The sequence below is a fragment of the Arthrobacter sp. GmRoot5-12 genome (assembly GCF_059739365.1).
On the sequence record NZ_AP046056.1, the window covers coordinates 1,257,398 to 1,283,436 of the forward strand.

The following is a 26,039-nucleotide window of genomic DNA, read 5'->3' on the forward strand; positions in this document are numbered from 1 at the left end:
AGGCGCAGGTGGTCCTGTCAGGCGCAGCCCTCCGGAGCCATAGCGGTCCGTGCCTTGCCGTCGGTCTTCGGAACGGCGGCAGGAACCATGAAGCGCGGCAGCAGCACGTGGACCAGCGGACCAATGGCCAGGGCGTAGACCACCGTGCCCACGCCCACCGAGCCTCCCAGCAGCCAGCCGATGGCCAGCACGGACACCTCAATCAGCGTGCGCGACAGCCGGACTGACCACCCGGTCCGGCGCGCCAGTCCCGTCATCAGCCCGTCGCGGGCACCCGGCCCGAAACCGGCCCCGATGTAGCAGGCCGAGGCCACACCGTTCATCAGGACGGCCCCGGCAAGAAGCCCGGCCTGGCCGGCCACGTGGGATACGGCAGGAATCAGGGCCAGGCCGACGTCCGCAAATACGCCCACCAGGACCGCGTTGCAGAGAGTGCCGAAGCCGGGCATTTGCCGGAGCGGTATCCAGAGCAGCAGCACCAGGAAACTCACAGCGATGACCACCACACCGATGCTCAGACCCGTCCGGTTCGCCAGCCCCTGGTGGAACACGTCCCAGGGGTCCAGCCCCAGCCCGGCGCGGATGAACATGGCCAGGGAGATGCCGTACATGGCGAGGCCGGTGAAGAGCTGGAGGAGTCTGCGGGTCATCATGCAAACAACCATTCCATGCAACTGGCATTGGAATACATAGCCAGTTTGAGATACTGGCTACATGTCCACCACCTTGAGCGCCACCGCCCTGTCCCGCCTGCTTGGCACCTGGAACAACGGCACCGGCCCGGCCTACCGGGAACTGGCCGATGTGGTTCGGCTCCTGATCCTGGATGGCCGTGTGGCCCTGGACAGCGCGCTGCCCAGCGAACGGTCCCTTTCGGCAGCCCTCGGCATCAGCCGGACAACCGTTACCGCCGCCTACTCCAGCCTCCGGGAACAGGGCTTCCTCAGCAGCGGCCAGGGCAGCCGCGGCAAGACGCGCATCCCCGAACTCACGCCGTTCGGCCGGGCGCTTTACGGTCCGCAGCCGCGGCCGGCCGAACCGTTTACCGCACCTGGCCTCACCGCACCGGAAGGGTTGATCGACCTTGCCTATTCGGCCCTGCCTGCCAGCGGCGAGGTGGTGCACCGGGCCTTCGCCGCGGCATTGACGGAGCTTCCCGCCCTGCTGCCGGGATTCGGCTACGACGCCCTGGGATTAATGCCCCTGCGCCAGGCGATTGCGGACAGGTATTCGGCAGCCGGGGCGCCCACCCAGGCAGGCCAGATCATGGTGACGTCCGGCGCGCAGCATGCCCTGACCATCATCATCCGCACGTTGGCAGGCCGGCAGGACCGGGTCATGGTGGAACACCCCAGCTACCCGCACGCGCTGGATGCCATCCGGGCGGCCGGCTGCCGTGCCGTCCCGGTGGCTTTCACGAAGTCCGGCTGGGACCTGCCCGCCATGGAGTCGGCCATGGCCCAGCAAAAGCCAAAGCTCGCCTACCTGGTCCCCGACTTCCACAACCCCACGGGCATGATCATGCCGGACGCCCAGCGCCGGCGGCTGGTCCGCGCCGCCGCCGCTGCCGGAACCGTGCTGGTGGCGGACGAGACACTCCGTGAACTGAACCTGGACGGCGTCGCCACCACTCCACTGGCCGCCTTCGGCAGCACGGTGGTGTCCATCGGATCCCTCAGCAAGTCGCATTGGGGCGGCCTGCGCACCGGCTGGATCCGGGCCTCGGAAGCGATGATCCAGCGGTTTGCCGCGGCACGCACCACCCTGGACCTGGGCGGACCCGTCATGGAACAGCTCGCCGCCGCCCACCTGGTGCGGGCCCTGGACGAACCGCTGCCCGCGCTGCTGGAGACCCTCCGCGGCAACCGGGCAGCACTTCTCGGCCTCCTGGCCGAACATCTGCCCACCTGGCGCACCACGCGTGCAGCCGGCGGCCTGTCCATCTGGTGCCGGCTTCCCACGCCCATCAGCACGGCAATGACAGTGCTCGCGCCGGACTTCGGGGTCAGGCTGGCGGCGGGACCCCGGTTCGGCATCGGCGGCGCGTTCGAACGCAACCTGCGGGTGCCGTTCGCCCTTCCACCGGACAAGCTCGAAACGGCGGTGCTGGCGCTGCGCGCCGCCCAGGACAAGCTGGACTCGGCTCCCCAGCTGCGGCGCTCGCTCACCCGTGCCCCCGCCGTCGCCATCGCCTGACCCGGGCCCGGACTGGCCGCCGTCGGAATCGCCGGAACCGCCGCGACCGGCCGCCAGCGGAATCGCCGGAACGGTGCCAAATCGCCGGAACGGTACGGCGATCCCGCACCGTTCCGGCGATTTGGAGCGCCACACAGAACGTTAGGGGCAGTTACGCGTACACGCGCTCCAGGAAACCGCCCCAGGCCTTGGCCGTGGTCGCGGAATCGGCGGTGCCGCTGAAGTCGTGCACGGTCATGCCAACAGGGGCACCGAATGCGTTGCGGCCGAAAAACCGGTAGAGGGCGTCCGGGGTGCGCACGCCCAGGAAGTGCTCATTGGAGAAGTCCACCTCGCCTGTCAGCCGGCCCACGCCGTCGAGCTCCACATCCACCGCAGCGCCCTGCCCGGCCGCGCCGGCACGCAGCGCTTCGCGAAGCCGGATGAAACCATCGGGGGCCTGGGATGCCGCCGGTGCCTGGACGTCCGTAAACACCACAGGCCTGCCGTCGAAGTACTTCAGATACTGGCCCAGCGTGTGCAGGTAGAACTCGGTGTGGCGGCTGGCGCCGTCGTACTGCTGGTCCCAGTTGTCCGCGAAGATGCCGCTGTGGACGTAGTGGAGCCGGGCCCGGCCGCCGTCCAGCGGTTCCAGCACATGTTCCAACTGGTTGAACCAGCCGTCGGGCCCGTCCATCCGGGAGACCAGGTGGTGCGGGTACTCCTCCACCGTCCTGACGTCCGGCCACTGGTCCGTGGGGAACATCCATGCGGGCGTTCCATTGGTCACCGCTTCCCACACCCGCTCGGGCGTGCCGGGGAGCTCCGTGTCGTAGACGATTTCGAAGTTGCGGTTGTCGGTCATTTGTCCTGCTCCTTGCCTGGATGGGATTCGTTGGTTGCCGTGGGGGCACCGGTTTCTTTAAGGGCCGGGTGCAGCGCCACGACGAGCCGGTGCCGCCGCCCCCGTGGTGACGGGGCGCTGTCGTGATACTTGTCCACCAGCCGGGTGACCTCGGTGCCGAGCTCCTCGGCGAAGGCTGCCCGGTCCGCGGCGGTGCGGAACGTGATCTCGCCATCAATGGCGAACGTAGCCAGCTTTTGCCGGGCAGCGGCGGCGCCGGCAATCAGCTTGCCCACCTCCTGGACCATCCGGCCCGCGAGCGCCAGCAGCCAAAAGGCGGAGAAGCGGTCTGCAAACCGTCGCGGGTCCGGGGACACCTCATTCAGCGCGATAGGTGAGATGAGGTAGGACGCCGCCGTGGCCTGCAGGACCCGCTCGGTCACATTGCCCTTGCGGCGTTCCTCCACCAGTTCCACCAGCCCGTGCCGCTCCAGCGCCTTGAGGTGGTAGTTCACCTTCTGCCGGGGCAGGCCGACACGGACAGCCAGCTGCGTGGCGGAAGCCGGCTGGACCAGCTCGCGCAGGATCCGGGTGCGGATGGGGTCCAGGGATACCTCGGCCGTGGCCGGGTCCTCGATGACTGCGATGTCCTGCATGCCTCCACTATCGCAACCGACAACTTTTATTGTCAATAACTTTTTTATCGTCGGTGGAGGCTGGACCCAGCCCCGGAGGGCCACGGCCGCCCCGGTAGAATGGGCGGGTGATGCAATCCCCCCTTCCCGTGCGCGACGGCGTGAACGCCACCCGCCTGCGCCTTCCGGAAGAGGGTCCGTGGCACACCGCAATGGACTACATGATGCACCGCTGGGGACATATCGATCCGCAGGGCATCGAGGACAGGTTCGACGCCGGCGAGATCGTTGGCGAGGGCGGCGTCCCCCTGGACCGCGCCACTCCGCTGCAGGACCACACCTTTATCTGGTACTACCGCACGCTGCCGCCGGAGACGCGGCTGCCCGTGGAAATCAGCATCCTCCACCAGGACAACCACCTGCTGGTGGTGGACAAGCCGCACTTCCTGCCCACCACCCCGGGCGGCACGTACATCCAGGAGTCGGCCCTGGTGCGCCTGCGCAACCAGTTGGACCTGCCGGACCTGATCCCCATGCACCGGCTGGACCGGATGACCGCCGGCGTCCTGCTCTTCTCCACCAACCCTCAGACCCGCGGCAGGTACCAGGTGCTTTTTGAGAAGCGGCAGGTGCAGAAGGAATACGAGTGCGTCTCGGCCGCTGAGCCCGCGCCGGGACATCCCGCCGTCGACTTCCCCGTGGTGGTGCGCAACCGGATGACCAAGTCGCGCAGCTACCTGCTGGCGGAGGTCATCGACGGCGAGCCGAACGCGGAAACCAGGATTGAGCGGCTGGAAACGTTCGACGGCGGCCCGGCGGCGGTTGCCGCGGGCACCGGTGCCCGCGGCAGGCCGCGCCTGGCCAGGTACCGGCTGGAACCGCACACCGGAAAGACCCACCAGCTGCGGGTGCACATGGCCTCACTGGGGCTGGGGATCGTGAACGACGCCTTCTACCCGGACCTGCTGGACAAAGCCCCGGACGACTACGCCAGACCGCTGCAGCTGCTGGCACGCGGCATACGGTTCGTGGATCCGATCTCCGGCCGGCCGGTGGAGTACCGCAGCAGCCTGGAACTCAGCGAAGCGGCCCCAACACGTCCCTGAACACCGCCTCCACGTCCGCGGTGTGCAGCACAAACTCCACCAGTTCCAGGCCGCTTGCCGGATGCGAGGCCCGGAAACCATCAACGGCCTCCAGCGCCGCCTGCGCCACCGCCGCAGCCGGCCACCCATAGGCTCCGGCCCCCACGGCCGGGAAGGCAAGCTCCCCGGCTTCCAACCTGTCGGCCAGCCGCAGGCTTTCGCTGAAGCAGGACACCAGGAGCGCACGGTTGGTCTGTCCGGCGCGGCGGTTGGGTCCCACCGTATGGATCACCCAGCGGGCCGGCAGCCGGAACGCCGGCGTGGCCACGGCGGCCCCGGTCTGCAGGCCGTGGCCGGCGTGGCCACGGCGGCCCCGGTCTGCAGGCCGTGCGGCAGCGCCGTGACACGCAGCTCCCGGCACGATGCCAGCAATTCCGGCCCGGCGGCCCGGTGCAGCGCACCGTCCACTCCCCCGCCGCCCAGCAGCGAAGGGTCGGCGGCGTTCACCACCACGTCCACCCGCCGCTGCGTAATGTCGCCCTGCAGAACCGAGATCCGCATGCCGCCAGTTTCCCAAGTGCGGTACCTTGTGGCAATGGACTTCGGCGGCATTGACAGCTGGGGGGCGGCCCTTTATTTCTGGGTCATCCCGGTGGTGATCGGCGACGCCATTTTTCCGCCCATCCCGTCGGAGATGGTGGTGATTACCGGAGGCGCGCTGTCCGCCGACGGCCGGGCCAACGTGTTCCTGGTGCTTGTCCTGGCCGCCCTGGCCTCCTGGATGGGAGACATGGTGGTGTTCCAGCTCTTCCGGCGGCGGCTGAGCCATGTGCTGGACCGCTGGAAATGGGGCCGCCGCGTCCACGCCGGCATCCACGCCGGACTGGCCAAGGCGGGCCGTTCATCCACCTACGGCACCATCATCGGGGCCCGGTTCATCCCCGGCGGCAGGCTGGCCACATCGGCCGCCTCCGGGATCGCGAACGTCTCCGTGCGGGGCTTCAGCCTCTGCGCCGGGCTGGGGGCGGTCCTGTGGGCATGCTGGCTGGTGGGGCTGGGCTACTTCACCGGTTCGGCCACCAAGCTGCCGTTCTGGGCCAGCTCACTCATCGGCGTGGCCGTTGGCCTGGTGATCGGCGCCGTCGTGGGGATCATCGTCACCCGGCGGCGCGGTGACCGGTCGCCGGTGGAGGACGAGCCGATCCCCGACGCAGGCTAGACGGGCAGCCACTTGCCGCGGCTGCGCCGCAGCACGCTGAGCGAGCCTGTCAGCGCAACGCGTTCGACGGCGTCGCGCATCATGGCTGCCGACTCCACCGCCTGCCGGTTCTCGCCGCTGTACCCGCTGGCTTCGACGAGGAAGCGCAGGTTCAGCTGCGGCACGCCGCCGGCGAGCTGGAGCTGGTGCGCCTCCACGTGGTGGCGGGTGCCCAGCGCCTCCACGGCCGCGTCCATGACAGCCTCCGGCGGATTGCCCGGCCGCAGCCCGGTGATCTTGAGGCGGGTCTGGAAGGAAGGCATGCCTCCAACCCTATCCACACCCCCGCTCACATCCTGCTCCTGGACCCGAAACGCCCGCCCACCTTCCGGACGGGAGGTGGGCGGGCGTTCCATGGAAAGCCGCCAAACGTGAGCGGGCGTGTGCCTAGCCGGTGTTGCGGAGGCCCGCCGCCACGCCGTTGACGGTGATCAGCATGGCCCGCTGGAGGCGTTCGTCGATTTCCGCTCCGCTGATCCCGGCTTCGGTACGGATGCGGCGCAGGAGTTCCACCTGCAGGTAGCTGATGGGGTCCAGGTACTGGTCGCGGATTTCCAGCGAGCGCTTCAGCGTGGGCTGCGCGTCCAGGAGCAGGTTCTCGCCGGTCAGCTTCCGGACCTCGGCAACGGTGAGCTCATACTCGTCCCGGATGCTCCGGAACAGGTGGTGCAGCTCCTCCGGGACCAGGGTGGCCACGTAGTAGCCGGCGATGTCCATGTCCGTTTTGGCGAGCGTCATTTCCACGTTGGACAGCACCGAGCGGAAGAAGTGCCAGTGGTCCATCATCTCCACCAGCTGGGCGGAATGTCCGGCCTCGCGGGCGGCCTTGAGCCCGGAACCGACGCCGAACCAGCCGGGCACAATCTGGCGCGACTGGGTCCAGCCGAACACCCAGGGGATGGCGCGCAGGCCGCCGAGTCCGGCGCCGGAGTCGGGGCGCTTGGAGGGGCGGGAGCCGATGTTGAGGGAACCCAGCTGCTCCACCGGAGTGGAGGCCATGAAGTAGGCGGGCAGGTCCGGGTGGTCGATCAGCTTGCGGTAGCGGTCGAAGGCGGCATCCGAGATGGCCTCCATGACGTGCCCGTAACGCTCGCGCTGGTCCTCCGAGGTCCGCGGATCGCGGTGCAGGGCCGAACCCTGCAGCACGGCGGCGAGGGACAGCTCCAGGTTTTCCCGGGCAAGCTCGGGCAGGGAGTACTTGTCGGAGATGACTTCGCCCTGCTCGGTGAACTTGATTTCGCCTTCCAGGACGCCGTTCGGCTGGGCCAGGATGGCGTCGTAGGTGGGCCCGCCGCCGCGGCCCACGGAGCCGCCGCGGCCGTGGAACAGGCGGACGCGCACCCCGTGCTTGGCGGCCACGTCGCGCAGTTTGCGCTGGGTCTTGTGGATCTCCCACTGGCTGGTCATCACGCCGGATTCCTTGTTGGAGTCCGAGTAGCCCAGCATCACTTCCTGGATGTCCCCGCGCAGCCGCACCAGTTCGCGGTAGGAGGGGTCGGACAGCAGCTGGTCCACGATCTCGGCCGAGGCGCGCAGCTCCTCGACGGTCTCCAGCAGCGGCGCGAAGCCGAGCTTGGCGTAGGGCTTGTCGCCAAAAAGGTTCACCAGGCCGGCTTCGCGGGCCAGCACGGCGGCGGCCAGGACGTCGTCGGCGCCGCGGGTCATGGAGATGATGTAGGTCTCGATGACGTCCGGGCCGTACATGCGCAGGGCCCGGCGGATCTCGCGGAAGACGTCATAGGTTCCGTCCGCGGCGCCGTCGAGCTTGATCGGGTGGCCGGACAGCGGGCGGCGGGAGGCCAGCTCGGAGCCCAGGACCTCGAAGCGTTCCTCGCGGCTAAGTTCGGCGTAGCGGAGTCCCGGGCCGCCGATCCGGTCCATCAGCTGCCCCACGGCGTCGTGGTGGTGGTCTGCGTGTTCGCGGATGTCCAGGGTGGCCAGGTGCAGGCCGAAGGAGGCGATAGCGCGGCGGACGCGGGCCAGGGACCCGTCCGCGGCCAGGGCGGCGGAATGGTTGCGCAGCGACAGTTCCAGCAGCTGCAGGTCTGCCATGAGTTCATCGGTTGCGTTGTAGTCGCGGCCGTGCTCGTGGTTGGAGTTTGCGGCCACCCGCTTGCCGGTGTTGATGAGCTTGGCCTTGATGCAGGTGAGCTTCAGCCGGTACGGCTCCTGGGCGTTCAGCTCCAGGACCCGCTTGTCCAGGCCGGGCAGCCTCTTCAGGTCCTCATCGATGGACTTCAGCAATGCCTCGTCCGCGCCTGCCAGTGCCGTGGAGTTGGACAGGATGGAAATCAGCTCATCGATCATGCCGATGCTGATCCGGATGGCGCTCTGGTTCTGGATCTGCAGGATTTCGCGGGTCACGGCGGCGGTGACATTCGGGTTGCCGTCGCGGTCGCCGCCGATCCAGGAGCCGAACCGGATGGGGGCGTCCTTGGACGCCAGGGTGACGCCGTGTTCGCCCAGGAGCTCGGAGAGCTCGGACAGCATCTCCGGCATGGCATCGGTGAGGATGCCGCCCAGGTAGTAGATGGCGTTCCGGGCCTCATCCACAGGGGTGGGCCGAACCTGGCGCAGCTCGTCGGTCTGCCACATCTGGTCGATGATCTCGGCCAGCTTCCGGTCCTGCCGGCGGCGTGCGGTGGACCCTTCGGCGGTGGGCTGGGCCAGGACGTCGGAGAGCTTGCGGATCTTGTCCAGGACGGAGCGGCGGGAGGCCTCGGTGGGGTGCGCCGTGAAAATGGGGCGCACGTCCAGCCCGTTGACCACTTCCTGCAGCACCCCGGGGCCGGCCTGGGTGGCGATCTCCGCCACAGTCTTGGCCAGCCAGCCGTCCTTCTCGGCCCGGGTCCGCAGGCCGCGAACGCGGTGGACCTGCTCGGCGGCGTTGGCCAGGTGGAAGTAGAACGCGAAGGCGCGCACCAGGTCGGTTGCCTGCTCGATGGGCAGGGATCCGAGCAGTTCACGGACCTGGGCAACGACGTCGTGCGCGCTCCAGGGGCCGGTGGCATGTGCACCGCCGCGGGCTGCTTCCTTGGATTCCTTGGTCAGGAGCCGGACCTGCTCCACCAGGTCCAGGAGTTCGGGTCCGTGCTGGCGGACCAGCGATTCCCCCAGAAGGGTGGAAACGCGGCGGACGTCCGCGCGCAGTTCGGAGGCGAGATCTGTTTCGGGCGCTGTTGCAGTGTGTGCCATTGAAGCAATCTTTCGAGGGTTATGGACTTGGCTCGTACACTGCGCTGGATACTGTGAGCCACGTTACTAGCTAAAGATGCTACCCCCGGTGCGGTGCAGCAGTGGAATCCGTCTCAAAAGATGTCGCGGTACCCCACATGGCGCTTCACGGCGTCCAGTTCCACGCGGAGCTGCTCCACCTCGCTGCGCCAGGCGGCATCGTCAGCCTTACGACGGCGGGCCCTCCCCGCCTGAACGGCGGCGGCCGCCAGCCCCACCGGCACCGAAACGGCCAGGGCCCAGCCGGCGGCTGCGAAGAAGTCCAGGGCCACAGGCAGCGCAGCGCGGAAGTCGATGAAGTCGTTGACCCCGCCGGCCATGCCCGCCAGGGCCCCATCAAGCGGCTCCAGGAACCGGCCCACCACCGGGGTCCCGGAAAGCGGCGGCGGAACGAGCTTGGCTTGCGCGTCCCCGCCCCAGCGCCCGTCCGCCAGGTGGTTCAGGACGTAGATGCCGGCGCCAACATTGGCTGCCATGAAGACGACGACGGCGGCGAGCGCGGCGAGGTCGGCCCGCCTGCGTCGCCATGCCAGCACCATGGCGCCGGCAACCAGCGCCGCCAGCCACGTAAGCGCCGCCAGCCACTCCCGATTCACTCCGGCAAGGATGTCCACCCCTCCATTCAACCCCGGCGGACCACCGTGCAGCTGGAATCCGGGATGCCCAGCGGGTTGCCGGCGTCCGTCCGGCGGAATGAACCGTCCATGCCTGCGGTTGTAGCGGGGGCAACGCAACCGGAAGGAACCATGGCCACCACCCCAGCCACCCCCGCTAACGCCCCCGCCGCCAAGGTCGAGCGCTGGCAGCGCTTCCGCGCCAGCCGGGACAAAGCCCTGGCAGCGCCGCACGGCTGGCTCACCCTCACCTCGTTCCAGTGGCTCGAAGACGCCCCCGCCGCCGTCGACCTGGCCCCGGGCCTGTGGTCCACGGACCCCGGAGGCACCGCGGCGTTCCTCACCGCTGCTCCGTCGGACGGGCTCACGCTGGTAGAGACGGGGGAAAAGGTGGACGGCACGGTGTCCGCCGTCCTGGCGGACGAGGAGTCGCTGATGTGGGTGCAGTTCGGCGGCCCCAATGGGGACCAGGTGGTGGTGGAACTGGCCATGCGCGGCGGGCGGTACGCCATCCGCACCCGGGACTCTGCATCTCCGGCCTTCACCGGGTTTGACGGCGTCCCCACCTACCCGTACAACCCGGGCTGGGAGGTGGCGGGCCGGTTTGAGCCCTACCCGGCCCCGGTGGACGTGCCGATCAGCACCGCGAACCCCCTGGTGGACGGCGTGCACCGCAGCGTGGGGGAAGTGGTGTTCAGGCTGCCCGGCAGCAACCATGAGTTCCGGCTCCAGGCGGAGGAAGAGAAGCTCGGCGCCCTGACCGTCACGTTCCATGACGAGACCAACGGCGACACCACTGACGAATGGCGGAAACTCTCCATGCCCAGGCCCCGGCACGATGCCTCGGGCAGGGCGACCGTGGTGCTGGACTTCAACCGGGCCATCAACTACCCCAGCGCCTTCACGCCCTACGGCACCTGCCCCATGCCGGTGAGGAACAACAGCCTGGACATCCGGGTGGAGGCAGGCGAGAAGCAGCCGTACCCTGCCTAGGAGATGGCGGAGATCCCGGTGATGGCCCGGCCCACGATCAGGGTGTTCACCTCGAACGATCCCTCGTAGGTGTAGATGGCCTCGGCGTCGGCGAAGATCTTGGCCATCCGGTAATCGGTGACGATGCCGTTTCCGCCCAGGATGGAACGGCCCAGCGCCACGGTTTCCCGCATCCTGGCACTCAGGTAGGACTTGGCCAGCGCCACCTGCGGCATGTCGGCAGCACCCTGGTCCTGCAGCCTGGCGATCCCGGCCATCATGGCCATGCTGGCCACGGCGTTGCCCAGCATGGTCACCAGCTGCTGCTGGATCAGCTGGAAGTGTGCCAGCGGGCGGCCGAACTGCTCGCGTTCCACGGCGTACTGCCGGGCGACGTCGAACGCCGCCAGCTGCTGGCCCACCGTCTGCCAGGCCACCATGATCCGCGAGCTGCGCAGCAGTTCCTTGGTGTCCTCGAAGCTGTTGATCCCGCTGAAGCGGTCCGCCTCCGGTACCCGGACCTCCCGGAACACGATGTCCGCGTTCTGGACAGTGCGCAGCGCGATCTTGTTCTCGATCCTGCTCCGGCTTACCCCCGGCAGGGTGGCGTCCACGACGAAGCCCCGCACGGAACCGTCCCCCTCGTCCCGTGCCCACACCAGCATGTAGTCGCAGAATGTCCCGTTGCCGATCCACCGCTTGGCGCCGTTGAGCACCCAGGTGTCGCCGCCGTCGTCCGGCTCCCCGGTGCTGGACGATATCCGCCGTGCCCGCGTCTCCATGCCGCCCGCCACGTCGGACCCGTGCAGGGGTTCGGTGAGGGCGAAGGCGCCCGTGGTGCGCAGCTCCGAGGCGTCAGCCAGCAGCCGCTGCTTCTGGTCCTCGCTGCCGAAGGTGTGCAGGGACTCAACGAAGAGATCGTGGTGGACCAGGAAGAAGGTGGCGATGGAGGTGTCCACCCGGGTCATCTCCGCAATGACCAGCCCGGCGAACAGGTGGCTGTAGCCGCGGTGGGCGGGCGTGCTCAGTTCCAGCGCAGCCAGCTTGGGCAGGATGTGGGCGGGGAACTCGGCCTTGTTCCACCAGTCCCCGGCGTACGGCGCCACTTCGGCGGCCAAAAAGTCCCGCAGCTCGGCCAGCTTGTTCCTCTCGGCCTGGCCCAGCAGGGATTCGACGGCGAAGAAGTCCGCCGCGGGCAGCTGTGACACGTCAGGCGCGCTCATTTCGGCCCCATCCGGATGGCACCGTCAAGGCGGATGGTTTCGCCGTTCAGCATGGCGTTGTCCACGATGTGCGCCACCAGGCTGGCGTACTCCGCCGGCTTGCCCAGCCGGGACGGGTGCGGAACCTGGGCGCCCAGCGAGTCCTGGGCCTCCCGGGGCAAGCCGGCCATCATGGGGGTCTCGAAGATTCCCGGCGCAATGGTGACCACGCGGACCAGCGAGCGCGCCAGCTCCCGCGCGATGGGCAGCGTCATGGCGGCCACCGCCCCCTTGGACGCGGAATATGCAGGCTGGCCGATCTGCCCTTCAAAGGCCGCCACGGAGGCGGTGTTGATGATGACGCCGCGCTCCGGGCCGCCCAGCGCGGTGACGGCAGGCTCGGTGGCCACCATCGCCTCGGCCGCCAGCCGCAGGACGTTGAAGGTGCCGATCAGGTTCACCTGGATGACACGGCTGAACGTTTCCAGCGGCAGCACGCCGTCGCGTCCCAGGACCTTTCCGGGGGTGGCGATCCCGGCGCAGTTCACCACGATCCGGAGCGGCCCCATCCCTGCGGCGGTCCCGACGGCGGCCCGCACGTCCGCCTCGCTGGTCACGTCAGCGGGGGCGAAGACGGCGGACTGGCCGGCTTCGGCCCGGCCGTTGAGTTCGTCCGCGGCTGCCTGCCCGTTGGAGGACGGGAGGTCAACGAGCACTACGGAGGCCCCGCCGTCGAACAACCTCCGCGCCGTGGCAGCTCCCAGCCCGGAGGCACCGCCTGTCACCAGTGCGACGCAGCCCTTGATGTCCATACATCCTCCTTGATGCGTGTCCCCATGCCGCGGCGCGGCCTCGAGCAACAGTTAATGAATGTTAACTGAAATGCGCCACCGCCGCACGCGCCCGGGCTGCGTGTGCCCCGTTAGGGTGGACGGCATGACCTCCAGCAGCACCTCCTTGACCGCCTGGCAGGACAGGGCGAACCACGCGGCCCAGTCGGTGACCACGCTGTTCGGCCGGAAACTGCTGTTGCTGCCCGGAACCCACCTGGGCGCCGTGCTGTGGCAGGGCAAGCACCCGGCGGGGCAGGACCAGCCTGCGGCGGAGCAGGGACAGGAGCCCGGCGGCCGGCGGCTGGGACGGTGGCTCGCGGCGCTCCGGCGCGTCCGGCCGGCCGCGGGCCTGGTCCTCCCGTGGCACTACTGGTGGCAGGCCCATTACGTGGACTGCCTGGTGGATACCGGCCGGCGGGAGCTGGGCGGCGGAGCCACCCCCGCGGCCCGGTTCAACGGCCCGGACCGGCCCAGCGCCGGACGCCTGGCCTCGCGCCTGGTCACCGGCATCAGGCTGCGCAACGCCCTGACCTTCGTGAACAGCTACTACGACGACATGGCGTGGCTGGCGCTGGCAACGCTGAGGCTGGACGGGCTGGCTGAGGAGACACGGCGCCCCGGCCGCCGCCGCAACGCCACGGTCCGCGCATCGCTGACGCTGCAGTTCGACGCCGCATGCACCGATGACCTGGGCGGCGGCACGTTCTGGAGCAAGAAGCGGGACTTCAAGAACACCCCTGCCACGGCCCCCGTGGCGTTGTTCTACGCCCGCACCGGGCAGCGCGGCAAGGCGCAGGCGCTGCTGGACTGGCTGGACGCCACCCTCTTCGACCGGGACCAGGGCCTGTACCTGGACGGTGTGCGCCCGGACCCCGCCGGCGGCGTGGTGGTGGAACGCGCCGTGTACACCTACAACCAGGGTCCCGTGCTGGGGGCCCTCCTGGAACTGGGCGGCGACGCCAACCTCGCACGGGCGGCAGCCCTGGTGGACGCGGTAAACATGAAGCTCACGGCCGTGGACAGCCCAGTGCTCCGGTGCGAAGGAACGGGCGACGGCGGCCTCTTCACCGGGATCCTCTGCCGCTACCTGGCGCTCGCGGCAGCCGACACCCGGCTGCCCGCAGCCACCCGTGCCACGGCTGCCCGGCTGGTGACGGACACCGCGGAGGCGTTCTGGTCCGGCCGGCGCTCCGTCGGCGCCGGGGAGGCCAGGGCACGGCTTGAAGGCACCAGCATCTTCTCCATCCATGCCGCCCACCCGGCCGCTGAGGCGTATCCCCCGGGCGCCGCCGTCGAGCTTTCCACGCAGCTGCAGGCGTGGATGACGCTGGAGGCTGCCGCGGCAGTTGCCGCGGCAGTCACCGCGGCAAGTCCCGACGGCAGCGCGCCAACCGCTGGCTAACGGATGCCGGCCAGGGGCGTGACGGTGCCGGCCCCAAGCAGCACCCCGCCGTCGGCCGCCAGGCGGGCCTCCCTGGGGCCCGCGGGCGGAAACACCAGGGAGGTCAGGGACTGCCCGCCGACGAAGACCTCGATCGATGAGCGGTCCACGTATGCCGTGAGGTGCACCGTGTCCCCCGTGGGCCGGAGCTGGACGGAACGCGGCTGCCGGTACTCGGTGTCGGCTGCCGGGTCGGCGGCCTTCCGTTGGCCGCCTGCCACCGTGTCACCGTCGCGGGCCACATAGGCCCGCCCGGCAGTGAAGTCGTAGCCAATGGTGGCGTAGGTGCTCCCGCCGCTTTGCAGGAGCAGCCGGGCTTCACCGGTCCCGTTCCCGGGTTTCTCCAGTTCGACGTCGACCTTGAAGGCGCCGCCCTCGGGAACCGGCAGCGGCTGCCCGTCCCCGATGCTGCCGGCCTGCAGGTGCGCCGGGTCCCCCTCCAGCGACCGGAGCCCGGCGGTGGGCGATGACGCCAGCACCGGGCGGCCGCCCTCGGAGGTGAGGCTGATGTCCCGCACCACCGAGGCGGCCCCCTGCCAGTCCTTTGTGGGCAGCTGCCGGGCGTAGGCCCAGTTGTTCATCCAGCCGATGGCGTGCCGGGAGGCCGTCCGCCGGCCGTCGTCCAGGCGCGGATCCTCCCAGGTGACGGCCGCGTAGAAGTCCGGGCCGCCGTCGAGCCACTGATGGCTGCCCTCGGGGGTGAAGGCCTTGCCGTCAAAGCCGCCGGTCCAGTAGGCCAGCCCCGTGCTGCGGCCCTCGGCGGAGCCGTTGGCGCTCGCCGCCAGGACCCAGGTGCGCTTGGCGGGGTCGCCGTCGACATCCATTTGGAAGAAGTCCGGGCACTCCAGGATGCCCAGCCCGTCCTTCTGGAAACCCGACACATAGGTCCATTGCAACAGGTCCTTCGAGGTGTAGAAGCCGATCTTGGAACCCTCGGCAAGCAGCATCAGCCACTGGTTGTTGGCGTCGTCCCGGACGATGCGCGGATCCCGCCAGTGCTCGGCGCCGGGGTTCTCCATCACGGGGTTTTGCCCGTAGCTTTGGAAGCTGTAGCCCTTGTCCGTGGAGTAGAACAGGGACTGGCGCTGGACGCCGTCGTGCTGCTGGGTGAGGACGGCGACCACCGCCCCCTTGCCGAACCCGGCCGTCCCCTCGGTGTCCACCACCGCGGATCCGGTCTCGATGTCGCCCAGGCCATTGCGGAACTTCTGGATGGCCACGCCCTCGTTCTTCCAGTGCACCAGGTCCGTGCTGGTGGCGTGGAACCACTCGGTGCCGTTTCCGTCCGGGTAGTCAGCGTTGTAGAGGTAGTAATAGTGCCAGACGCCGTCCAGGAGGAAGGGCCGCTGGGGATCGTTCATCCAGCGCTGGTCCGGGCTGAGGTGGTAGGCGGGGCGGTAGCCGGGATCCTGAGCCGGAGAAGATTCCGTGGGTGCGGCCGTGGGCTGCCCGGCCGGCCGGCTGTCGTCACGCTGGGCATTTCCCACGAGCACCAGCGAACCGGCCAGGGCCAGGGCTGCAACCGCGGCCACCACGGACCACAGGAGGGGCCGCCGCCGAAGGGCTGCAAACGCGGTTCTGAAAAAGGTGGATGGCATGTTGTGTCGATCCGTCGCTGAACGCACAAGTGCCGTCCCCCGGGTTCGGGGAACGGCACCAGCGCAAGTGAACCGTCAATTTTACCGGCCCGGCGCCCGGGAACCGAATCCCGGAGCGTCATGAACTATTGCCGGTCCTGGCCGGCAGGGCGCTTCTTCTGCGGAAACGGGGTTTCGCCCCGGGCCAGCATCTCCACGAACCCCGCGATCCGGCGTTCCCGGGTGGCTGCCTGCTTGGCCGAATTGGTCCGGTACACCAGGGCGAACAGGTTGGTTTTGGTGAGGACGTCGAACATCGCCTGGGCCTCGGGGTTCGCGGCAATCGCGGCAGCCAGGTCTGCCGGAACCTCCACGTCGGCCTGCCCGCCGTACGCTGCGTCCCAGCGGCCGTCCGCCTTGGCCGACTCCACCGCCGCCCTGCCGGCGTCGGTCATTTTCCCCTCCTCTTCCAGGCGCGCAACGTGCCCCACGTTCCGGGCGGACCAGACGCTCCGCGGACGCCGCGGCGTCATCCGCTGGAAGGAGCTTTCATCATCCCGGCGCCGCAGCTGCCCGTCGATCCAGCCAAAGCAGAGTGCCTCGTCCAGCGCCGCCGGGTAGTCCAGGCCGGTTACCGTGCCGCCCTTCTTGTGCAGGACCAGCCACACTCCCGGGCTGGTCCTGTGGTTTTCTTCCAGCCATGCACGCCAGGCGGCAGCGTCAGGTACCAGCAGTTCCTCGAGGTCATCGGCCATGGCCCCATTCTGCCCGGAGAATCCCAGGCCACAAGCCCTGTGTGCGCCGGCGCTTCCGGTGGCATCATGGCCATACAGCAGCCGTCACCCACTGCCGCCCGTCAACCAGCATCAAGGACAATGCCATGCTCCGAGTCCGTCCCGTCCACTTCACGTCCCGCATCGAGCCCTGGAAGCAGTTCCTCACCGCCCTGGGAATGGTCCAGACAGAGGACGACGGCGGGTGGCAGGTCTTCGACTCCGCGTCAGGCCGCCTGGCTTTGCACGGCGCCGAGGCAGGGTCCGGCCAGGACGGCCGCACCGTGTTTGGGGTGGAAGTGGGCGACGTGGCGGAGTTCGCCCGCCGCACCAACCTGTCCGCCCAGGAGGGCGGACCGCAGGCGGACGGAACGCAAGAGGAACCAACGCAGCCGGCCGAACTCGTCGCAACGGACCACGGTGAGGCCTGCCGGGTCACCGCGCCGGACGGATTCAGCTTCCTGGCGGACAAGGCCGTCCACGGCGCCCAGTGCGCCGATGCCGATCCCGCACTGGCCGTCGCCGGCGTCTGGTACACCCCGGACCCGGAGGCAGCCATCCGCACCCTGCTGCACGCCGGCGCCCGTCCCCGGCCGGTGCCGGACAACGACGAAACCGCCGATTTCACGGCCAAGAACGGCGGCGTCCTCCTGGTGCGCCCGGCGTCGGGGCCCCCGCGCTCAGGCCTGGGCTTCGAATACGACGGCGGGCTGGAACCGTTGCGGGAGCGCCTCGCCGGTGCCGGTTTCCCGGCCAGCCTGACCGAGGAAGCCTTTGGGAGCACTCTTCACGTTGACAATCCGGACGTGGGCAGCCCCAACGCGCCCGCCACGCTCTGGATCTCCCAGCACCGCCCCATGGGGTAGAACTTAACCATGAACGTGCGCACACCTGACCCGAATCCCGGCTGGCTCTCTGAAGAAGACCTCTTTGAGGCCCGCGGGCGGCTGCCCATGGTGTACGTGGAGGCCGTGCCGGTCAGGCTGGATCCGCTGGGATACGTCAACGAGGTGGGCACGCTGCTGCAGGCCGACGCCGACGGGACCATGGTGCGGTCCCTGGTCTCGGGCCGGGTCATCTACCGCGAAACCATCCGCGCCGCCCTGCTGCGGCACATGGAGAAGGACCTGGGCCCCCTGGCGTTTCCGCAGCTGCCGCTCAGCCCCGTGCCGTTCACGGTGGCCGAATACTTCCCGGCACCGTCCCAGACGGGGTTCACCGACGAGCGGCAACACGCCGTGTCCCTGGCCTACATCATCCCGGTCACGGGCGAGTGCGAACCCCGCCAGGACGCCCTGGAACTGACATGGATGACCCCCGAGGAAGTCCTCAGCCCTGGCGTCCAGATGGAGTTCGCGGGCGGCCGCGGCGGCCTCATCCGGCAGGCCCTGGCGTTCGCAGGTGTGGGCTTCTGACATCCGCGCCGGGACCTGGGGGTCCCCGGTTTTAGGCGCCCGCCTTTGTAGACTGTAGGGCGGACCGCAAGAGAACTTAAGGACTCCCATGACCGAATCACCAGCCGCCAGGCACCACCGTGAACAGCAGGCTGGATCTCTGACCACCGGCACCCACATCCTCCTTCCGGACGGCCACCGCACCGCCGAAATCGACCAGGTGGAGCTTGAGCGGGACGATTTCGGCTCCCCGGCACTGGTGCTGGCAAGCCTCTCCGGCGGCGGGACGCTGCGGGTCGCCATAGGTGCCACCGTCACCGTTGTGGACGGAACGCACGACGACGTCACCCAGCTGCCGCTGCCGGCTGACCTCCCGGAAGCCACACCCCCGGTGGAAACCGCCGGGACCGGGCCCATCACCGTGGCGCCCGCCGTCGTCGTACCTCCCCTGCCGCCGGTACCGCCCGCGGCGACCGGACCCAGCGAGGAGGAACTCGCCCTCATCCCGGCTCCGGCCGGCACCCCTGAGTCCGTGGTGGAAGCCGCCGCCGAGGCCCACCCGGATGCCGAGGGCGTCCTGCTCCTGGCCGACCGGCTCTCCAAGGGCGTCAACTTCAAGTCCGGAAGCTGCCTGAAGGACCTTACCGACCTGGCGCACGAATTGTTCATCACGCTCAAGGATGCCGACGGGGCTCTGGCCGTGGCTGACCTCCTCACCGTGCTGCCCTATGACGGGAACCCCGGCCGGTGGACCTCGGTGGAGGCCTCCCTCGCCCTGGCCAGCTACATCTGCCGGCAGGACGGCCAGGACGAACGCGCCGAGGTCTACGAGAAGCTGATCCGCACCCCGGAAAACCAGGAAACGGATGCGTTCAAGGCACGCATGGCCGCCAAGGTGCGGCAGCGCTCACTCAACGAACCCAACCTGTACGACAAGGAAATCTTCCGCTCCATCGACAACTCCAACCACGATGCCGAGCGTGAATGGCGGTTGCTGCGGCTGGAAAGCCTGCTGTTCCTGCGGGCCCACGGCGGCTCGGAAACCATCGGGATGCCCGAGCTGGAACGCCGGATCAGCAATGAGCTGGAGGCTGTCCGGTCCTGACCGCAGGACCGGCTTCGGGGCGGGGGAAATTACCCCTACCCGGGGCGTAGCCGGAGTTGTACATTCGGGGCTATGACCAACAATCTCAGCGTAGTGATCAACGCCGACGCGCCGCAGGTCTGGACCATGCTGCGTGAACCGTCCAAGGTAGCCCAGTGGCACGGCTGGCAGGCCGAGGACCTGGAGTCCGAGATCAAGGAGATCTACTTTTCCAGCGACGTGGAGGAATCCGCGGACCATACCAGCCTCACCGTCCACGGCGGGGACACGTTCGAGCTTCACCCGGTGGCCGGCGGAACCCGGGTCAGCGTCACCCGCGGGGCCATGGATCACGACTCCGAGTGGGCTGCCTGGGACGAGGACATCACCCAGGGCTGGCTGACCTTCCTGCAGCAGCTCCGCTTTGCCCTGGAACGCCACCCGCACGGCAAGCGGCACACCCTGTTCCTGCACCTGACAGAGGGGAAGGGCTCCGCGATCGAGAAGCTGGGGCTGGCCGACCTCCCTGCCCCGGGCGAGCCGTACCAGGTCACCTTGGATACCGGAGAGGAAATCAGCGGCAAGGTCTGGTACCGGACCAGCCACCAGGTGGGACTCACCGTGCACGGCTACGCAGAGCATGGCGAGGGGCTGCTGGTGGTGGCCGACCATCCCGCCATCAAGGACGTCCGGGCAGAGGGTGAAGGGTCGCTGGTCATCGCCTCCACCTACGACCTGGGCGCCGGCAAGGTTGACGCCATCCGGTCCGCCTGGGATTCGTGGCGCTCCAGGAACTACCCGGACTCGGAACCGGTCAGCTGACGGCGCCGGCTGGTTTATTGAGGCAGCGCCAATTGCTGGCACACTGGTACCGTGCCTGCCGATCCCGCCTTTGCCCTGCCTGATACCCGGTCACAGTTTTCCTTCACGGTGGGCACCCGCCTGGCGGAGACCTGTCCGCCCGCTGCCGCCCGGACGGCTGAAAACGGCGGGGAGTTCCTGGGCCGCACCGGCACCATCACCACGCCGCACGGTGAAATCCAGACGCCGGCGTTCATCGCCGTCGGGACCAAAGCCACGGTGAAGTCCGTACTGCCGGAATCCATGGCAGACCTGGGCGCCCAGGCGCTGCTGGCCAACGCCTACCACCTGTACCTGCAGCCGGGGCCGGACATCCTGGACGAGGCCGGCGGCCTGGGTGCCTTCATGAACTGGCCGGGCCCCACCTTCACGGACTCCGGCGGATTCCAGGTGATGAGCCTGGGCTCCGGGTTCAAGAAGGTCATCGACATGAAGACTGTGGCCGCCGCGGGCGCGCCCGGACCGGACGATGCCGTGGCCCCCGGCAAGGAACGCCTGGCCCATATCGACGACGATGGCGTCTGGTTCAAGAGCCACCTCAACGGGGACCGCCACCGGTTCTCCCCCGAGATCTCCATGCAGGTCCAGCACCAGATCGGGGCGGACATCATGTTCGCGTTCGACGAGCTCACCACGCTGCAGAACTCACGCGGTTACCAGGAGGAGTCGCTGGAGCGCACGCGCCTGTGGGCGGAGCGGTGCCTCGAGGAGCACTTCCGCCTCACGGAGGCACGGGCCGGCAAGCCGTACCAGGCACTGTTCGGCGTGATCCAGGGCGCCCAGTACGAGGACCTTCGCCGGAAGGCCTGCCGGGACCTGGGTGCCATGCCGTTCGACGGGTTCGGGATCGGCGGGGCGTTGGAGAAGGAGAACCTGGGCACCATCGTGCGGTGGTGCAACGAGGAACTGCCGGAGGACAAGCCACGCCACCTGCTGGGGATCTCCGAGCCGGATGACATTTTCACGGCCATCGAAAACGGTGCCGACACCTTCGACTGCGTCTCCCCCACCCGGGTGGCCCGGAATTCCGCGTTCTACACCCCGGACGGCCGGTTCAATCTCTCGGGCGCCAAGTACAAGCGCGATTTCGGGCCGCTGCAGGAAGGCTGCGACTGCTACGCCTGCGCCAACTACTCGCGGGCGTACATCCACCACCTGTTCAAGGCCAAGGAGATGCTGTCCGCCACCCTGATCTCCATCCACAACGAGCGGTTCGTGGTGAAGATGGTGGATGACGCCCGGCTGGCCATCGCGTCCGGCACCTTCTTCGATTTCAAGGCGGAAACCCTGGGCCGGTACTACTCCTAGGCACGTCCGCTAGGCTGGCCGGATGCTCATTGATATCCCTGCCGCGGAAGGTACTGCAGAGGCCTTGGTGGCCCGCCCGTCCACCGGAACCGGTCCTTTTCCCGGCGTCATCCTTTACATGGACGCCTTCGGCCTGCGCCCCCGCATCCAGGAGATGGCCCAGCGCATCGCCGACTGGGGCTACGTGGTGCTGGCCCCCAACGTTTTCTACCGGGACGGAACGGCCGCCGAACTCGCCCCCGCCACGGACATGACCACCCAGCAAGGCCGGGAAGCGGCGGGCAGGGCCGCCTTCCCGCGGATTGGCCGCCTGACTCCTGACAAGGCGCTGCCGGACATCGACGCGTGGATTTCGGCGCTGGCGGCACTGGACGGCGTCGCCCCCGGCCCCATCGGCACCGTGGGCTACTGCATGGGCGCCCGGCTGGCTGTGCGCACCGCCACCTCCCACCCTGAAGTGGTGGCTGCCTGCGGCGGCTTCCACGCCGGCGGACTGGCCACTGACGAGCCGGACAGCCCGCACCTTGGGCTCGGGAAGGCACGGGCCCGGTTCGTGTTCGGCCACGCGGACCATGACCGGAGCATGGCTCCCGACGCCGTCGCCCGGCTGGGCAAGGCGCTCCAGGCTGCGGGGCTCGAGGCGTCCAACGTCATCTATGAAGGGGCGCCCCACGGGTACACGATGGCGGACACGTCGGCCTTCCACCCTGATGCCACCGAACGCCATTTCCGTGAGCTGCGTGCCCTCCTGGACGGGACACTGAAGGGCTGACCCGGCCGCCGTCGAACTCGCCGGAAAGCTGCCGGATCGCCGGAACGTTGCGGCGAGCCGGACGAGTTCCGGCGATCCCGGGAGGCAGGACGGTCCTGGAAGGTTTTCCACATGACGACGGCGGCGCCTTCCTGAGCTGTCGCAGCGGCAGGATCCTGTCGGGATGACACCCCAGCCGCCAGTCCGCCTCCCCTCCCTTCCGAGCACCGGCAACCTGTGGCGGACGGGGCAGTTGCATGAGAGGGGCCTCAATTCCCGGGCCATCAAGGCATTGGTCCTCCACGGGAAGCTGGTACGTCTTCGCCACGGCTGCTACATCCGCGCTGAGCTGTGGGAGAAGCAGACAAGTCCCGTCCGCAGCAAGCAGTTGATTCGCGCCCACGCGCACGGGACGCTGACCAGGTCTGCGGGCGGCTATGTGTACAGCCATACCTCTGCCGCCCGGCTGCACGGTCTGCACTTGTGGGCAGTCGATGACACGATCCACCTTCTGCTGCCGGGGAACCCTTCCAGCGAGCGGCTCGGCAAGGATGTCCGTGGCCATACCCGGCCGTGGACAGCGTCGGAGGTGGTAACCCTCGGCGGCCTCAGGGCGACCTCGCTGGAGCGGACGGTAGTGGATTGCGCCATGATGCTGGGTTACCGGCAGGCCCTGGTGCTCACCGATCACGCCCTCCGGCTTGGGGCCGACAAAGCCCTCCTGGAAAGCATGGCCGAGGGCCTGGAGGGACGCCGCGGGGTCCGGACTCTCCGGCGCGCCCTTACCCACGCAGATCCACGTTCGGAGTCAGCTGGTGAAACACTAACCCGCGAACTCCTGACGCGGCTGAAACTTCCCCTGCCGGAGCCTCAAGTGTTGGTAGCAACACGTGCCGGCCGGTACCGGCTGGATTTCGCCTGGAAGGATAAGAAGGTGGCACTCGAATTCGACGGGAAAACGAAGTACTTCGACTATGGGCCAACGGCTGAGGTGCTGTTTCAGGAGCGGCAGCGCGAGAAGGCCCTCACCGAGAATGGCTGGACTTTCCTTCGCCTGACATGGGCCGACCTTTTCCGTGAACATGAGTTCAAAGCCCGTGTCCTTGCCGCACTTGGGCGGTAGCCACGCCGCCGGAGCGCCAAATCGCCGGAACGGGACCAGGCCGCCGGTAATTTCCGGCGATCCGGCAGCTTTCCGGCGATCCCACGCGATCAGCAGTTGGAACGTACGACGCCGGGCGGCAGCTATGCGGCGTTTGTCACCGCTTCCGCGGCGTGGCCCGCGACGCCGTAACTGGGCTCGCGACGCTTGACCCAGTTGATGACCAGCGAGGTCACGGGGACGAAGAGGAACTCCACCACGGTCTTGTAGACGAAACCCACCAGCACGTAGTTCACGAAGCTGCCGGGGTCGGCGATGCCGATGACGGGTGCGGCGATGCTGCAGAAGATCAGCGTGTCCACAAACTCCCCGGCGCCCGAGGATCCCATGAGCCGCGCCCCTAGGGACTTCTCCCCGGTGCGGGCCTTCATCCGGACCAGGATCCAGGAATTGATGGTCTGCCCCGCCAGGAATGCCAGCAGGGAGGCCAGGACGATTTGTGGCACGGGGCCAAGCGCCCCTTCCAGGGCGGACTGCTTGGCGGCACCGTACTCGTCGTCGAATCCGGGGAGCGCAATGACTACCCAGTAGCAGAGGGAAGCGAAGACGGACAGCGCAAATGTGGTGAAAATGGCTTTGCGGGCCACCTTGAAGCCGTAGACCTCACTGATCACGTCGCCGAGGATGTAAGCCAGCGGGAAGAGGAAGAAGCCGCCGTCGGTGACGATGGGGCCGAACGCCAGCACTCGTGCCTTTCTCGCACCGGGCCGCGTGGCAAAGCTCCCCAAGGAGAAGTTTTGATTAGCACCGGACAGTTTTTGAACATGTTCAACTACTGTGGCACAGTCCTTTTGAACATGTTCAAAGAATGGGGATGCCGATGGCAGCGAAGAGCGAACAGACCAGGCAGCTGGTGGCGGACACGGCGCTGCGCATGTTCCGAGATATCGGGTTCGAGAAGACCACCATGCGCGCCATCGCCGCCGGGGCAGGCGTCTCCGTCGGCAACGCCTATTACTACTTCGCGTCCAAGGATGACCTGGTCCACGAGCTGTACATCCAGGTGCAGGCAGAGCACGCGGCGCGGGCCTCGGAAGCGTTGGACGGGACCGCTTCCCTGACTGAGCGCCTGAAGGCCACGCTGCATGCCGGCCTTGACGTCATGGCCCCTTACCACCGGTTCGGTGCGGACTTCGTTGCCACCGCAATCCGGCCAACATCACCGGTGAACCCCTTCTCAGCACGGTCCACGCCTGCGCGCGAGGCCTCCCTGGACATCTTCAGGCGCACTGTGGATGGGGCCCGGCCCGGCGTACCGAAGAAACTGCGGACCGACCTGCCGGAGCTGCTGTGGCTCTGCTACATGGGCATCACCCTCTTCTGGGTCTATGACGCCTCGGAGAGCCAGAGGCGGACCAGGAGGCTGGTGGACGGCGCGGCCCCACTCATTGCCCGCGGTCTCGCTCTGGCCCGCATCCCGGGAGTCAGCAAGGTGTTGGACGACGTCCTGGACCTGGGCCGCAGCATCCGCGATTAGAGAAGAAACATTGGGGGAAAAGATGGGCTGCACAAAGACCGTTGTGGTGGCGGGGGCTTCCGGCTTCATCGGCACGTACCTTCGCCGGCGCTTCCAGGAAGACGGATGGACCGTGCGCACCATTGGACGCAAGGGAGCGGGCAGCGCCGCAGCCGGATGGGATGACGACGCCGGCATGGTGCGGGTGCTCAACGGCGCCGGGCTGATGGTGAACCTCGCCGGACGGTCCGTCTCCTGCCGCTACAACCGGCGGAACAAGGCGATCATCATGGACTCGCGCGTGGCCACCACCCAGGCGCTCGGGCGTGCCATCGCACAATGCCCGGAGCCGCCGTCGACCTGGTTGAATGCCAGCACCGGCACCATCTACCGCGATGCCAGGGACCGCCCCCAGCCTGAAACCGACGGCGAGCTTGGCTCCGGGTTCTCCGTGGACGTGGCCAAAGCGTGGGAGGCCGCCCTCGCGGCGGCCACCACGCCGGCCACCCGGAAGATCCCGCTGCGGATCGCCACCGTGCTGGGCCGCGGCGGCGGCGCGCTGGCGCCGTTCGCCAACCTGGCGCGGCTGGGCCTGGGCGGCCACATGGGCGACGGCAGGCAGAAGTTCAGCTGGATCCACGTGGAGGACCTGTACCGCAGCATCCGCTTCCTGCATATGCGGACCGACGTCACCGGACCCGTTAATGTGGCGTCGCCGGACGTGGTGAGCAACCGGGAAATGATGCGCCTGGTGCGGCGCGCCTACGGCGCCCGCTTTGGGCTCCCCACCCCTGCGTGGCTCCTCCGTGCAGGGGCCGTCCTGATCCGCACCGAAACCGAGCTTGTGCTCAAAAGCAGGTGGGTCCAGCCGCAGAAACTCCTCGACGCGGGCTTCGTCTACAGCCAGCCGGAGCTGGGCCGGGCACTGCTCCAGATCGCCAAGGGCCGGGAATGAGCCGCCCGCTCCGCGTCACCTTCGGTCCTGGCGCGTTCCTTCCCGGCGCGGGCCTTACGGTCCTGGTCTTCGGGTTCCCACTGGGGGTCCCCGGCTATCTCTACGGAACGCTCGCCGCACTGCTTCTGGGAATGCCCCTGGCGCTGGCTGCCGGGATTTGCATGCGGACCGTCCGCAACCAGCTGCTGCACGTCCTGGCCGTCGGCGTGGCAGGGCTGGCAACCGGGATGCTTACGCTCATGTTCATCACAGGCAGCCACTGGTCCGCGATGTGGGGCATGGTCCTATGGACGGGGTGCTGCGCGGCGCTGGGGCGGGCAGCTGTGTCCGGCCTCGTCACAATCCATGACGCGCCCGCGCGGGAACCCGTGGCTGCGCAGAAGCCCGGCCCACCGCTGGAACCCTGACCATATGACGTCCCGGCG

The 26,039-nt window shown here is 68.5% G+C and carries 26 protein-coding genes and 1 pseudogene; 15 read left to right on the top strand and 12 right to left on the bottom strand.

The features are described from left to right. Nucleotides 1-17: 17 nt before the first annotated feature. A complete protein-coding gene (gene yczE / locus AC6JAM_RS05570) occupies nucleotides 18-653 on the bottom strand; it encodes a membrane protein YczE (protein ID WP_497934246.1) in 636 nt (211 codons plus the stop codon). Nucleotides 654-714: 61 nt separating this feature from the next. On the opposite strand from yczE, the gene yczR reads away from it, so the two are divergent. Continuing rightward, entirely contained in the window at nucleotides 715-2,196 is a 1,482-nt protein-coding gene (gene yczR / locus AC6JAM_RS05575) for a MocR-like transcription factor YczR (protein WP_497934247.1), read from the top strand. Nucleotides 2,197-2,347: 151 nt separating this feature from the next. Here the strand turns inward: yczR and AC6JAM_RS05580 are convergent, their stop codons facing one another. Both AC6JAM_RS05580 and AC6JAM_RS05585 read right to left on the bottom strand, forming a co-directional pair. Next, nucleotides 2,348-3,040: an SRPBCC family protein gene (locus AC6JAM_RS05580; protein ID WP_497934248.1), complete on the bottom strand. Its 693-nt coding sequence runs from the start codon at nucleotides 3,038-3,040 to the stop codon at nucleotides 2,348-2,350. Beyond that, nucleotides 3,037-3,675 (bottom strand): helix-turn-helix domain-containing protein, encoded by a 639-nt coding sequence (locus AC6JAM_RS05585; RefSeq protein WP_497934249.1) that lies wholly within the window; start codon nucleotides 3,673-3,675, stop codon nucleotides 3,037-3,039. The genes AC6JAM_RS05580 and AC6JAM_RS05585 overlap by 4 nt, the downstream gene beginning before the upstream one ends. A 110-nt stretch (nucleotides 3,676-3,785) precedes the next feature. Here AC6JAM_RS05585 and AC6JAM_RS05590 point away from each other — a divergent pair, with 110 nt between their 5' ends. Beyond that, entirely contained in the window at nucleotides 3,786-4,760 is a 975-nt protein-coding gene (locus tag AC6JAM_RS05590) for an RluA family pseudouridine synthase (RefSeq protein WP_497935919.1), read from the top strand. Here AC6JAM_RS05590 and AC6JAM_RS05595 read toward each other — a convergent pair. Then, nucleotides 4,732-5,300, bottom strand: a pseudogene (locus AC6JAM_RS05595) (macro domain-containing protein). The gene AC6JAM_RS05590 and the pseudogene AC6JAM_RS05595 overlap by 29 nt on opposite strands. Between AC6JAM_RS05595 and AC6JAM_RS05600 the strand changes: the two are divergent. Further along, complete coding sequence (locus AC6JAM_RS05600; protein WP_018770839.1) at nucleotides 5,299-5,958, top strand: DedA family protein; 660 nt, start codon at nucleotides 5,299-5,301, stop codon at nucleotides 5,956-5,958. The pseudogene AC6JAM_RS05595 and the gene AC6JAM_RS05600 sit on opposite strands and share 2 nt — an antisense overlap. Here the strand turns inward: AC6JAM_RS05600 and AC6JAM_RS05605 are convergent. The 3 genes from AC6JAM_RS05605 to AC6JAM_RS05615 form a co-directional block, all read right to left on the bottom strand. After that, nucleotides 5,955-6,260, bottom strand: coding sequence for a hypothetical protein (locus tag AC6JAM_RS05605; RefSeq protein WP_056392155.1), 306 nt, complete (start codon nucleotides 6,258-6,260; stop codon nucleotides 5,955-5,957). The genes AC6JAM_RS05600 and AC6JAM_RS05605 overlap by 4 nt on opposite strands. Before the next feature lie 124 nt (nucleotides 6,261-6,384). Beyond that, entirely contained in the window at nucleotides 6,385-9,192 is a 2,808-nt protein-coding gene (gene ppc / locus AC6JAM_RS05610; RefSeq protein WP_134165142.1) for a phosphoenolpyruvate carboxylase, read from the bottom strand. A gap of 113 nt (nucleotides 9,193-9,305) precedes the next feature. Beyond that, entirely contained in the window at nucleotides 9,306-9,845 is a 540-nt protein-coding gene (locus AC6JAM_RS05615; protein WP_018770836.1) for a hypothetical protein, read from the bottom strand. A 132-nt stretch (nucleotides 9,846-9,977) separates the two neighbouring features. On the opposite strand from AC6JAM_RS05615, the gene AC6JAM_RS05620 reads away from it, so the two are divergent. Further along, nucleotides 9,978-10,838 carry a DUF1684 domain-containing protein gene (locus tag AC6JAM_RS05620; RefSeq protein WP_497934251.1) on the top strand — a complete coding sequence of 287 codons (861 nt, stop codon included), beginning with the start codon at nucleotides 9,978-9,980 and terminating at the stop codon, nucleotides 10,836-10,838. Here AC6JAM_RS05620 and AC6JAM_RS05625 read toward each other — a convergent pair. Together AC6JAM_RS05625 and AC6JAM_RS05630 are read right to left on the bottom strand one after the other, a co-directional pair. Continuing rightward, a complete protein-coding gene (locus AC6JAM_RS05625; protein ID WP_134165143.1) occupies nucleotides 10,835-12,040 on the bottom strand; it encodes an acyl-CoA dehydrogenase family protein in 1,206 nt (401 codons plus the stop codon). The genes AC6JAM_RS05620 and AC6JAM_RS05625 overlap by 4 nt on opposite strands. After that, a complete protein-coding gene (locus tag AC6JAM_RS05630) occupies nucleotides 12,037-12,831 on the bottom strand; it encodes an SDR family NAD(P)-dependent oxidoreductase (protein ID WP_056392160.1) in 795 nt (264 codons plus the stop codon). The genes AC6JAM_RS05625 and AC6JAM_RS05630 overlap by 4 nt, the downstream gene beginning before the upstream one ends. Before the next feature lie 124 nt (nucleotides 12,832-12,955). On the opposite strand from AC6JAM_RS05630, the gene AC6JAM_RS05635 reads away from it, so the two are divergent. Further along, a complete protein-coding gene (locus AC6JAM_RS05635; protein ID WP_497934252.1) occupies nucleotides 12,956-14,254 on the top strand; it encodes a glycoside hydrolase family 76 protein in 1,299 nt (432 codons plus the stop codon). Here AC6JAM_RS05635 and AC6JAM_RS05640 read toward each other — a convergent pair. Together AC6JAM_RS05640 and AC6JAM_RS05645 are read right to left on the bottom strand one after the other, a co-directional pair. Then, the gene (locus tag AC6JAM_RS05640) at nucleotides 14,251-15,891 is read right to left on the bottom strand and encodes a glycoside hydrolase family 32 protein (RefSeq protein WP_497934253.1); all 1,641 of its coding nucleotides are present in this window, start codon (nucleotides 15,889-15,891) and stop codon (nucleotides 14,251-14,253) included. The genes AC6JAM_RS05635 and AC6JAM_RS05640 overlap by 4 nt on opposite strands. Before the next feature lie 125 nt (nucleotides 15,892-16,016). Continuing rightward, a complete protein-coding gene (locus tag AC6JAM_RS05645) occupies nucleotides 16,017-16,625 on the bottom strand; it encodes a YdeI/OmpD-associated family protein (protein ID WP_497934255.1) in 609 nt (202 codons plus the stop codon). Between the two features lie 125 nt (nucleotides 16,626-16,750). On the opposite strand from AC6JAM_RS05645, the gene AC6JAM_RS05650 reads away from it, so the two are divergent. From AC6JAM_RS05650 to AC6JAM_RS05680, 7 genes are all read left to right on the top strand, one after another. Further along, entirely contained in the window at nucleotides 16,751-17,509 is a 759-nt protein-coding gene (locus tag AC6JAM_RS05650; RefSeq protein ID WP_497934256.1) for a VOC family protein, read from the top strand. Nucleotides 17,510-17,518: 9 nt separating this feature from the next. After that, a complete protein-coding gene (locus tag AC6JAM_RS05655; protein ID WP_018770827.1) occupies nucleotides 17,519-18,058 on the top strand; it encodes an NUDIX hydrolase family protein in 540 nt (179 codons plus the stop codon). 88 nt (nucleotides 18,059-18,146) lie between these two features. Beyond that, entirely contained in the window at nucleotides 18,147-19,142 is a 996-nt protein-coding gene (locus tag AC6JAM_RS05660; RefSeq protein WP_018770826.1) for a DUF6707 family protein, read from the top strand. A gap of 72 nt (nucleotides 19,143-19,214) precedes the next feature. After that, entirely contained in the window at nucleotides 19,215-19,943 is a 729-nt protein-coding gene (locus AC6JAM_RS05665) for an SRPBCC family protein (RefSeq protein WP_056392168.1), read from the top strand. Nucleotides 19,944-19,994: 51 nt separating this feature from the next. Beyond that, a complete protein-coding gene (gene tgt, locus AC6JAM_RS05670; RefSeq protein WP_478222381.1) occupies nucleotides 19,995-21,290 on the top strand; it encodes a tRNA guanosine(34) transglycosylase Tgt in 1,296 nt (431 codons plus the stop codon). Between the two features lie 22 nt (nucleotides 21,291-21,312). Further along, nucleotides 21,313-22,062 (top strand): dienelactone hydrolase family protein, encoded by a 750-nt coding sequence (locus AC6JAM_RS05675; RefSeq protein WP_134165149.1) that lies wholly within the window; start codon nucleotides 21,313-21,315, stop codon nucleotides 22,060-22,062. A gap of 163 nt (nucleotides 22,063-22,225) precedes the next feature. Beyond that, nucleotides 22,226-23,164: a type IV toxin-antitoxin system AbiEi family antitoxin domain-containing protein gene (locus AC6JAM_RS05680; RefSeq protein ID WP_268002566.1), complete on the top strand. Its 939-nt coding sequence runs from the start codon at nucleotides 22,226-22,228 to the stop codon at nucleotides 23,162-23,164. Nucleotides 23,165-23,286: 122 nt separating this feature from the next. On the opposite strand, the gene AC6JAM_RS05685 is transcribed toward AC6JAM_RS05680, so the two are convergent. Further along, nucleotides 23,287-23,958, bottom strand: coding sequence for a queuosine precursor transporter (locus AC6JAM_RS05685; protein ID WP_497935921.1), 672 nt, complete (start codon nucleotides 23,956-23,958; stop codon nucleotides 23,287-23,289). A 65-nt stretch (nucleotides 23,959-24,023) separates the two neighbouring features. Between AC6JAM_RS05685 and AC6JAM_RS05690 the strand changes: the two genes are divergently transcribed. Genes AC6JAM_RS05690 through AC6JAM_RS05700 form a run of 3 tightly spaced genes read left to right on the top strand, consistent with a single transcriptional unit; the run spans nucleotide 24,024 to nucleotide 26,021 of the window. Next, nucleotides 24,024-24,680: a TetR/AcrR family transcriptional regulator gene (locus AC6JAM_RS05690; protein ID WP_018770820.1), complete on the top strand. Its 657-nt coding sequence runs from the start codon at nucleotides 24,024-24,026 to the stop codon at nucleotides 24,678-24,680. A 22-nt stretch (nucleotides 24,681-24,702) separates the two neighbouring features. After that, a complete protein-coding gene (locus AC6JAM_RS05695; protein ID WP_497934258.1) occupies nucleotides 24,703-25,614 on the top strand; it encodes a TIGR01777 family oxidoreductase in 912 nt (303 codons plus the stop codon). Then, on the top strand, nucleotides 25,611-26,021 hold the full coding sequence (locus tag AC6JAM_RS05700; protein WP_018770818.1) for a hypothetical protein: 411 nt from the start codon (nucleotides 25,611-25,613) through the stop codon (nucleotides 26,019-26,021). Before AC6JAM_RS05695 ends, AC6JAM_RS05700 begins: the two co-directional genes overlap by 4 nt. Nucleotides 26,022-26,039: the final 18 nt, after the last annotated feature.

Coding starts and splice junctions, on each gene's coding strand:
- yczE (WP_497934246.1), bottom strand. CDS start 653: ATGATGACCCGCAGACTCCTCCAGCTCTTCACCGGCCTCGCCATGTAC.
- yczR (WP_497934247.1), top strand. CDS start 715: ATGTCCACCACCTTGAGCGCCACCGCCCTGTCCCGCCTGCTTGGCACC.
- AC6JAM_RS05580 (WP_497934248.1), bottom strand. CDS start 3,040: ATGACCGACAACCGCAACTTCGAAATCGTCTACGACACGGAGCTCCCC.
- AC6JAM_RS05585 (WP_497934249.1), bottom strand. CDS start 3,675: ATGCAGGACATCGCAGTCATCGAGGACCCGGCCACGGCCGAGGTATCC.
- AC6JAM_RS05590 (WP_497935919.1), top strand. CDS start 3,786: ATGCAATCCCCCCTTCCCGTGCGCGACGGCGTGAACGCCACCCGCCTG.
- AC6JAM_RS05600 (WP_018770839.1), top strand. CDS start 5,299: ATGCCGCCAGTTTCCCAAGTGCGGTACCTTGTGGCAATGGACTTCGGC.
- AC6JAM_RS05605 (WP_056392155.1), bottom strand. CDS start 6,260: ATGCCTTCCTTCCAGACCCGCCTCAAGATCACCGGGCTGCGGCCGGGC.
- ppc (WP_134165142.1), bottom strand. CDS start 9,192: ATGGCACACACTGCAACAGCGCCCGAAACAGATCTCGCCTCCGAACTG.
- AC6JAM_RS05620 (WP_497934251.1), top strand. CDS start 9,978: ATGGCCACCACCCCAGCCACCCCCGCTAACGCCCCCGCCGCCAAGGTC.
- AC6JAM_RS05625 (WP_134165143.1), bottom strand. CDS start 12,040: ATGAGCGCGCCTGACGTGTCACAGCTGCCCGCGGCGGACTTCTTCGCC.
- AC6JAM_RS05630 (WP_056392160.1), bottom strand. CDS start 12,831: ATGGACATCAAGGGCTGCGTCGCACTGGTGACAGGCGGTGCCTCCGGG.
- AC6JAM_RS05635 (WP_497934252.1), top strand. CDS start 12,956: ATGACCTCCAGCAGCACCTCCTTGACCGCCTGGCAGGACAGGGCGAAC.
- AC6JAM_RS05640 (WP_497934253.1), bottom strand. CDS start 15,891: ATGCCATCCACCTTTTTCAGAACCGCGTTTGCAGCCCTTCGGCGGCGG.
- AC6JAM_RS05645 (WP_497934255.1), bottom strand. CDS start 16,625: ATGGCCGATGACCTCGAGGAACTGCTGGTACCTGACGCTGCCGCCTGG.
- AC6JAM_RS05650 (WP_497934256.1), top strand. CDS start 16,751: ATGCTCCGAGTCCGTCCCGTCCACTTCACGTCCCGCATCGAGCCCTGG.
- AC6JAM_RS05655 (WP_018770827.1), top strand. CDS start 17,519: ATGAACGTGCGCACACCTGACCCGAATCCCGGCTGGCTCTCTGAAGAA.
- AC6JAM_RS05660 (WP_018770826.1), top strand. CDS start 18,147: ATGACCGAATCACCAGCCGCCAGGCACCACCGTGAACAGCAGGCTGGA.
- AC6JAM_RS05665 (WP_056392168.1), top strand. CDS start 19,215: ATGACCAACAATCTCAGCGTAGTGATCAACGCCGACGCGCCGCAGGTC.
- AC6JAM_RS05675 (WP_134165149.1), top strand. CDS start 21,313: ATGCTCATTGATATCCCTGCCGCGGAAGGTACTGCAGAGGCCTTGGTG.
- AC6JAM_RS05680 (WP_268002566.1), top strand. CDS start 22,226: ATGACACCCCAGCCGCCAGTCCGCCTCCCCTCCCTTCCGAGCACCGGC.
- AC6JAM_RS05690 (WP_018770820.1), top strand. CDS start 24,024: ATGGCAGCGAAGAGCGAACAGACCAGGCAGCTGGTGGCGGACACGGCG.
- AC6JAM_RS05695 (WP_497934258.1), top strand. CDS start 24,703: ATGGGCTGCACAAAGACCGTTGTGGTGGCGGGGGCTTCCGGCTTCATC.
- AC6JAM_RS05700 (WP_018770818.1), top strand. CDS start 25,611: ATGAGCCGCCCGCTCCGCGTCACCTTCGGTCCTGGCGCGTTCCTTCCC.